The following is a 7947-nucleotide window of genomic DNA, read 5'->3' on the forward strand; positions in this document are numbered from 1 at the left end:
TATTGTTGGAATATTTCTGAGTGAACTGATAAAGAGAAGCTTTCTTAGGCTTTAATACTTTGTTTGACATATGATTATACCTCCATCTAATTTCTAATCTAATTATAGAACAGATGGGAAATTCATGTGTCCGGTTCAGCTTCATGAACGCCGTTTAATCGGTGCTTATGAAATTTAATTTTCACTAACCTGTGGTTTGTGGGTATTCAAATACTTTTATATTCTGATGGTAAGTCCTGATATAATGTTCCACCACATAATACATTAAGTAACTGATGCCCTCTACATATTCCTAATATTGGTTTATTTAAAGCATATACTTCTTTAAATAATTGACTTTCTAATGTGTCTCTATAAGGTGTTAAATCTCCACAATTTTCCTTCTTTTCTTCATGATAATAAGCAGGATCTATATCTGGTCCGCCAGTAAAAAGAAAACCATCAAAGTTCTCTGATAATTGTTTAATATCTTCTATATTTTCAATAAAAGGTAACATCACAGGAATACCTCCTGCATTCGCAATACCTTTCATATATCCTGGCAACATCCAATAACTCTCTTTTTTCTCATCAAATAAAGGCAATATTCCGATAATAGGTTTCATACGAATCAGCTCCTGAAACTATTATAAATAGTAAAAGAGTCTCTTTCAAGAGACTCTATTCATGACATATTGCCTTTATTTCTTCAAGATGTTCTAAAGCAAGCGCATAACCATAATCATAGATTCTTTGAATCTTATCTAGATCTTTTTCCATAGAATCAATAATGACTTCTTCTGTTGGTCTTAATACAAGTGCCTTGCCTTCTTTTTCTAGCTTATCAATATAGTCTAATGTTTCATTATAATTAATATGACGTGAAAGCAGGGCATCTTTAAGAAGCGGGTATTTACGAGACACAACCTTCGCTGCAAATTTAGTTGAAAAATTGAGTGTCTTCTTATAACCCTTTGGTCTAGTAAGAACAATCAAAAGCTTCTTATTACCATCTTCTATTGCTTTCTTTACAGGAATAGAATCTGCAATACCACCATCAAAATATTCATTCTCACCTATCTTGATTGCAGGAAATACGATAGGAATAGCACATGTTGCCTTTAACACTGTACAATGACGATCTATTTTATGACCATCTATATATTCTGCTTTTCCTGTATTCGCATTTGTAACACCTACAAGTACTTTTGTATGAGACTTATAAAATGTATCATAATCAAAAGGATTAAGTTCATTAGACATTGTTTCATAGGCAAACTTTAAACCAAATAAAGAATGATCCGTCTTATAGTTTCTAAGACCAATATAACGAGGATCATGACGATACGTTTTTAGTATCTCAAGATTTCTTCTAGGCTGTTTTGATACATAAGAAACACCATCAGTGATTCCTGCACTTACACCTATACAATAATCAAACATAATATCATAATCATTCAAACAATCCATAATACCACATGAAAAGATTGGTCTAAATGTACCACCTTCTAAAACAATTCCACTCATATACTTATTCCCCCTCAAATAAAGACATTGACTCTGCTGAGTTAACATCTACTATTTTATGGAAATACTCCTTCTGTGTCAAATCCCCCTTCACGACTTGCTTTGCAATGACACCATCTTTAATGTAAAGCAGTTTCTGAGAATAACTGGCAATCATTGGATCATGAGTCACCATAAGTATAGAAACACCATCTTGATCATTGAGTTCTTTGAATATTTCTAATATTTCATGTGATGTATGGGAGTCTAAGTTACCTGTTGGTTCATCCGCTACAATAAGTTTAGGATGAGTGACAAGGGCACGACAGATGGCTGCACGCTGTCTTTGCCCTCCTGAACATTCATTAGGATACTTATGAAGTAATGAATCGATAGATAAACATGACGCTGTTTCTTTAACTCTTGTTTCTATTTCTTCCTGTGGCAAATTCGCAAGAGAAAGAGGAACTGCGATATTTTCAAGAATAGTGAGAGAATCTAATAAGTTGAATTCCTGGAAGATGAATCCAAGGTTCTCATAACGAAACTTACCTATTTCATTTTCACCCATACTTCTTACTTCAGTATCATTGATATAAACCTTCCCTTTTGTAGGAATATCTATTGTAGATAGATTATTAATAAAAGTTGATTTACCTGCACCACTTGGTCCCATGACACAGATGAATTCTCCTTCATTCATAGTCATAGAGACACCATGTAATGCTTCAAAGGTATGGCTTGTACCAATACCATATATTTTAGTTATATTTTTCGCAACTAGTATTTCACTCATAGTACTTCCCCTATTTCTGTATAAACATTCTTCATATAAATATAATAAGTAATCACTGCAAGAATCATCTGTGGAATGATATCCACACCAAACAACATAATAATAAGCCCTAAAGTATCCGGTGTATGCATATAAACCTGAACCATGACAATTGCAAGATAAACAATAGGTATTAAAACAAGTAATGCATAGAAGAGAATCACTTCCTTCTTAATATAAGAAGCAATCTTCTTTCTTGTGCATCCTATCTTATAAAGATTACTAAAGGCTTTTACTCTTTTCATAGTTTCTGCAGCATATTTATACATAATTGTGATAGATAATAAGATTGTCATCACAATGTAAGCAATAATAGCAGTCATATATTCTCTTGGTGAATTTTTCTGAGCTATGATCATAGCACTCATACAAACATTTGTGACAACATAAACAAGAATAAGAGCACCTGAATTAGTCAAAGAAGTAGATAAATGACTTAAAGAAACGAGGTCTAAAGTATTTCCTAAACGTTGACTCTTGATTTTTCTAAGTATTTCTGGGATTGATTGCGATAATACATAAGCCGCTCCTATTCCACCTACAAAACAAGGGAATACAAATCCAGTTGGACTATAAGAAGTCGTAACTAATAAAATAATCGCAAATATATAAATGAATGGCGGAAGATAAGAAGGTAATTTCTTATCCACAACCTTTTCATGAGATTCATGTAAGAGTGTCTGGATATCATGGCGGTAAACAAAGCCTGAATCTCCTAGAATAGTTACAAAGAAAAGAATCGCAATAGTCATAAGTGTATCTGTATAGGCACGCATAGGAATCATGAAGATAGAATTATGAATATGCATGGAGTGATACATGATTGAATTCACTCCTACTGCCCCTGCCATACCAATCAAATAACCAATAGGTAATGCAATTAAAGAGATAATGATTTCCTGATAAAATAAATAGAGTGTTGAATCAAAAAAACTGCTGCCACTCATCGCAAGAATCGCAAATTCTTTTGTCTTATGTGTACAAAAGAATGAGTTAGCATAAACCATCATTAAACCACAAAAAATTATAACGACAAATGCGATAATACTTGATAATGGAACACTGACCTGTGAAAAAGATCCACCACTTGCAGCTGCTGTTTGATCCATTAACGTATCATTGTTAATAATATTAAAGAAGACAAATGATACAAAGACAGTAAAAAGAACCGTAATACCATAGGATATAGCCTGTTTCCTTTCACGTTTCAACATCTTACAGGCAAATTTAAATGTCCCCATGATTTTTACCTCCATGTGTATGGCGATAAGAGTTAATACGTGTCACTCTTAAGATATTTTCTTCTCCAGGAAAATAAACTGGATTCTGTTTTGTTTGTTTATAGATGTCTATGACTCCTTTCGCATCATCTACAATTTCAGTAAGTTTCATCAAGCCATACATTCTAGGAGGAAGAACATATAAAGGTACACCTGTATCCTTAAAGTGCAACTTAATTTCCATAAGCAGGTGTGGACAGCACATCACTACATCATATTGATCAATAACTTCGTGCATCAAGCTAAAGGGTGAGAAATCAATCTGTACTTGATTCTCTAAATGATTTTCTTTGATTTGTTTCTGCATACGTGTAGTGACATAGCTTGATGAGAAGCCACCCCCACAACAGATTAATATTTTTAATAGATTCATGGTGTATATTATATAAGATTATTTCATAGCACACTATTAATTTTCTGAACGTGAAAAAAAGTGCCATCTCTGGCACTTTAGATTACTTTGCTAACTGTTCTTTAGCTAAATCAGTTAAAGCCTTGAAACCTTCAGGATCAGCAATTGCGATTTCTGAAAGCATCTTTCTGTTAACGTTAACTTCTGCAAGTTTTAAACCGTGCATGAAAGTTGAATATGACATATCGTTCATTCTGCAAGCAGCGTTGATACGTGCAATCCAAAGCTTTCTCATTTCTCTCTTTAACTGTCTTCTATCTCTGTAAGCATACTTTAAAGAATGCATTACCTGTTCATGAGCTGTTTTATATAAAGCATGTTTGCTACCGAAGTAACCTTTAGCTAGCTTTAATGTCTTTTTTCTTCTGCGTCTAGTTGTAAATCCGCCTTTTACTCTTGCCATGTGTATATCCTCCTTAAAATTAACCTATTAGATACGAGACTTGATTCTCTTGTAATCTGATGGGTGTACTAATGTTGACTTAGCGAGATGCTTTTTCTGTTTATGTGTCTTATTATGTGATAAGTGAGATACGTATGCATGGCCTCTCTTTAATTTACCACTTGCTGTTTTCTTTAAGCGTTTCTTAAGACCGCTATGTGTTTTCATTTTTGGCATGATAAGTTTCCTCCTATTTTACTTTGCTTTTTTAGGTGCGAGCATTGCTGTCAATGTTCTTCCTTCTAGTTTAGCTGGCTTTTCAACGACGCAATATTCAGAACATTCCGCAATAAAATCGTCCATAATCTTCTGTCCAAGATCAACATGAGCCATCTGTCTTCCTCTGAAACGAATTGCTACCTTGACTTTATCGCCATCCTGTAACCATTTCAAAGTACGTTTAAGCTTCACGTTCTTATCGTGTACATCGATTGTTGGAGATAACTGCGTCTCCTTGATCGCAACAACTTTTGAATTCTTCTTCATTTCTTTTTGTTTCTTCTGCTGCTCGAAACGATACTTTCCGTAATCCATGATACGACATACCGCTGGCTTTGCCTTAGGAGCAACACAAACTAGATCAAGTCCTGCATCATAAGCACGATTCATTGCGTCTCTCTTGCTCATAACGCCTAACTGTTCTCCATTCTGATCAATAACCAATACTTCCTTAAAACGAATGTTTTCGTTAATTGGATCTTCCTTCTTTACTGGTTTTGTTCTATCATAACGTCTAATAAAAGCCACCTCCGCTTACTTCATATTAAATAAAAAGTGAGCGTACTAGCGCCCACTTATCGTTAGAGTTTAATCTAGTGACATTGGCCCATTGACTGTATCAATCGGGCGAGAAGTAGGCACTTCTTCTTTCCACTTTTTACCTGTTCATCTTACCCAATATACAGGTGTTTGTCAATAACTTTTTTTAATTTATTTTAGATTTCTGTAATAACACCATTCACCGCATGAATCTTTACGCCTCTATACTTTATAGTAGCCTTGACTGTGAGATTTTCTATATCCATCGGGCGTTCCATCTGTACAATCTTATAATCAATCATGACTCTTGTATTTTCTTCAAGTAACACCTTACTATTATAATAATCCTCAGTTAAAGTCTTATCTTTAGAAAGTGTCTCATTCACTTCACCAAGCTGACTAAAATCACCTACAGTAAAACTTGCTTGAGACATATTAACAGCTTTAGGAAAGAATGCCTGTGTGGCCACTAAATATGTTTCTTTTCCATCCATAAGGCCATAAGGATGTACACTCACACTTAAGACAACTTCCTTCTGTAGTCTGATTTTGTCTCTTATTTTCAACCCACAAAAAACCGCAACAACACATACCGCAAGTACAACAATCTGCCTGATTAGTTTACTATGTTTCACTGTTTATTCCCTCCTTTATCTTTTAGAAGGTTTAAACATCTGCTTAAAAGAAGAAGGAAGCGGTGCTTTAAAAGTCATTGTTTTATGTGTAAAAGGATGTGTGAATGCAAATTCATGCGCATGTAGACCTAATCTCTTTAAAGGATTTGTACGTGCACCATATTTCTTATCACCAATAATAGGATGATTCACAGAAGCCATATGAACACGAATCTGATTCTTACGCCCTGTATCTAAGAATACTTCCATCATTGTATAATCCTTAGATACTTCTAATGGCTTGTAGTGCGTAATAGCCAATTGTCCCTCTTTCGCAATACGCATCTTTAACTGTTTATCTTCTACAAGATGATTCTTTATTGTACCTGATTTACGACATTGTCCTTCTAATATCGCGATATAGCCTCTTGTTTTAACATACTTATTCCAGTTATGAGTTAATTCCTGATAAAGCTTCTTATTCTTCACAAACATAAGTACACCAGAAGTATCCTGGTCTAAACGATGTACAAGATAACACTGCTGTCTCTTCTTACGGCAATATTCCATCACCATATAAAAAGCTGTCTGATATTTATTATTACGTGTCTCTTCACTCACTAGTCCAGAAGGCTTATTGATCACAATCATATCATCATCTTCATAAAGAAGTTCAAAAGGAAGATTCGTCTTCTTACCAACTTCTACTTCATCTCCTGGATGTAATTCAAAGGCATGATAAGTCTGTACTTCACCATTCACCTGTACTGATTTATATTTCAATAAATTCTTACAATCATTTTTCTTCTTACGAGTATGCTCCACAAGAGAATCTAATAGTAATTCATCTTTTGTAACCTTATACATTCTTTTCCTCCAAATAACGTCTCACTTCTTCTTCTAAATACTGTGGACCTTTTTCTAATAATACAGAAAGAGGTTCATCTGTATGATTAATACAGCGTACATCCTCAAATCCTGCTTCAATTAATGTCTCTTTATCTTCACACTTTCCACAAAATGCGACAACAGGCTTATTGTATTTCTGCGCCAAGTGCAAGACACCTATTGGTGTCTTGCCATACAAAGTCTGATGATCCATTTTTCCTTCACCTGTAAAAATAATATCTGCTTCCTGGATTGCTTCTTCTAGATGTACTGTACGACTCACTGCATCAAATCCAGTCACTAATTTACCATTAAGTCCTGTCACAATTGCATAGCCCATACCTCCTGCTGCGCCTGCACCAGGTGTACATGAATCATCCTTATCAACTAATTCACTCATTATTTTCGCATAATGCTTCATTACCTGATCTGTCTTTTCTAGATCTTTCACCTTCTTTTGAGGACCAAAGACATAAGTAGCCCCTTCTTTTCCACATAGTGGATTAGTGACATCACATGCCCCTTCTACTTCTATACCTGATAAATCAAGGCGTGTTTTCTTAATATGATCAAGTGTTTCGAGTCCTCTCGCATTCATTGGAATACGCTGATCAAACTGATCAAAAAAACCATAACCCATACCACTTAATAGACCTATACCTCCATCATTACAAGCTGATCCACCCAAAGTCAAAAGGAAACGTTTAACACCATGATCATAGGCATATTTCATCATTTCTCCTACACCATAAGATGTTGCTTCCGTTCCGTTCTTTTCTTCTTCAGTCAGGTAATCAAGTCCACACGCCTGTGCACTTTCTATAATAGCAAGATCATCCACAATAGCGAGTTTTGCATGAACTGTCTTAAATAGTGGTCCCGCTACCTCTATTTCATGAATATCACCATGTAGATAACAATTCATGACTTCCATTGTCCCTTCACCACCATCAGCTAAAGGACAAATATGTACATTATTATAAGCTCTCTGTACTGCTTCTCCTGCAGCATATGCAGTCATACTTTCTTTAAAAGAATCAAATGCAGCAAGTATTTTCATCACTTATCACTCCCTGTATGTATTCTAACACAAAAAAGAGGCTGTAACGGGTAAATAACTCATTATAGTTTCATAAAAAGCAAAAGACGGACCGAGGTCCGTCTTTTGTGGTATATTTAGTTTGCAATGATACACCAACAAGATTATACGGCATATCAGACATATGCGCTAC

General features: G+C 34.9%; 11 protein-coding genes. All 11 read right to left on the reverse strand.

Features of this window, described 5'->3' with window-relative positions:
• Positions 1 to 206 precede the first annotated feature (206 nt).
• Positions 207 to 605, reverse strand: a complete 399-nt coding sequence (locus EAI80_RS10735) for a gamma-glutamyl-gamma-aminobutyrate hydrolase family protein (protein WP_238634574.1) — start codon at positions 603 to 605, stop codon at positions 207 to 209.
• 55 nt (positions 606 to 660) lie between these two features.
• Positions 661 to 1506 carry a patatin family protein gene (locus EAI80_RS10740; RefSeq protein ID WP_129982014.1) on the reverse strand — a complete coding sequence of 282 codons (846 nt, stop codon included), beginning with the start codon at positions 1504 to 1506 and terminating at the stop codon, positions 661 to 663.
• A gap of 4 nt (positions 1507 to 1510) precedes the next feature.
• Complete coding sequence (locus EAI80_RS10745; RefSeq protein ID WP_129982015.1) at positions 1511 to 2281, reverse strand: ABC transporter ATP-binding protein; 771 nt, start codon at positions 2279 to 2281, stop codon at positions 1511 to 1513.
• Positions 2278 to 3561 (reverse strand): FtsX-like permease family protein, encoded by a 1284-nt coding sequence (locus EAI80_RS10750; protein ID WP_161220339.1) that lies wholly within the window; start codon positions 3559 to 3561, stop codon positions 2278 to 2280. The genes EAI80_RS10745 and EAI80_RS10750 overlap by 4 nt, the downstream gene beginning before the upstream one ends.
• Positions 3548 to 3973: a PTS sugar transporter subunit IIB gene (locus EAI80_RS10755; protein WP_129982017.1), complete on the reverse strand. Its 426-nt coding sequence runs from the start codon at positions 3971 to 3973 to the stop codon at positions 3548 to 3550. Before EAI80_RS10755 ends, EAI80_RS10750 begins: the two co-directional genes overlap by 14 nt.
• A gap of 82 nt (positions 3974 to 4055) precedes the next feature.
• Complete coding sequence (rplT, locus tag EAI80_RS10760; RefSeq protein ID WP_006505448.1) at positions 4056 to 4415, reverse strand: 50S ribosomal protein L20; 360 nt, start codon at positions 4413 to 4415, stop codon at positions 4056 to 4058.
• Positions 4416 to 4442: 27 nt separating this feature from the next.
• Positions 4443 to 4631 (reverse strand): 50S ribosomal protein L35, encoded by a 189-nt coding sequence (rpmI, locus tag EAI80_RS10765; RefSeq protein ID WP_006505447.1) that lies wholly within the window; start codon positions 4629 to 4631, stop codon positions 4443 to 4445.
• Positions 4632 to 4649: 18 nt separating this feature from the next.
• Positions 4650 to 5201 carry a translation initiation factor IF-3 gene (infC, locus tag EAI80_RS10770; RefSeq protein WP_006505446.1) on the reverse strand — a complete coding sequence of 184 codons (552 nt, stop codon included), beginning with the start codon at positions 5199 to 5201 and terminating at the stop codon, positions 4650 to 4652.
• A gap of 188 nt (positions 5202 to 5389) precedes the next feature.
• Positions 5390 to 5848: a hypothetical protein gene (locus EAI80_RS10775; RefSeq protein ID WP_129982018.1), complete on the reverse strand. Its 459-nt coding sequence runs from the start codon at positions 5846 to 5848 to the stop codon at positions 5390 to 5392.
• A 15-nt stretch (positions 5849 to 5863) separates the two neighbouring features.
• Positions 5864 to 6694 carry an RluA family pseudouridine synthase gene (locus tag EAI80_RS10780; RefSeq protein WP_129982019.1) on the reverse strand — a complete coding sequence of 277 codons (831 nt, stop codon included), beginning with the start codon at positions 6692 to 6694 and terminating at the stop codon, positions 5864 to 5866.
• Complete coding sequence (locus EAI80_RS10785) at positions 6687 to 7775, reverse strand: glycerate kinase (protein WP_129982020.1); 1089 nt, start codon at positions 7773 to 7775, stop codon at positions 6687 to 6689. The genes EAI80_RS10780 and EAI80_RS10785 overlap by 8 nt, the downstream gene beginning before the upstream one ends.
• Between the last annotated feature and the right edge of the window lie 172 nt (positions 7776 to 7947).

Origin of the sequence: Catenibacterium sp. co_0103 (genome assembly GCF_004168205.1) — a bacterium.
GTDB lineage: Bacteria > Bacillota_I > Bacilli_A > Erysipelotrichales > Coprobacillaceae > Catenibacterium > Catenibacterium mitsuoka_A.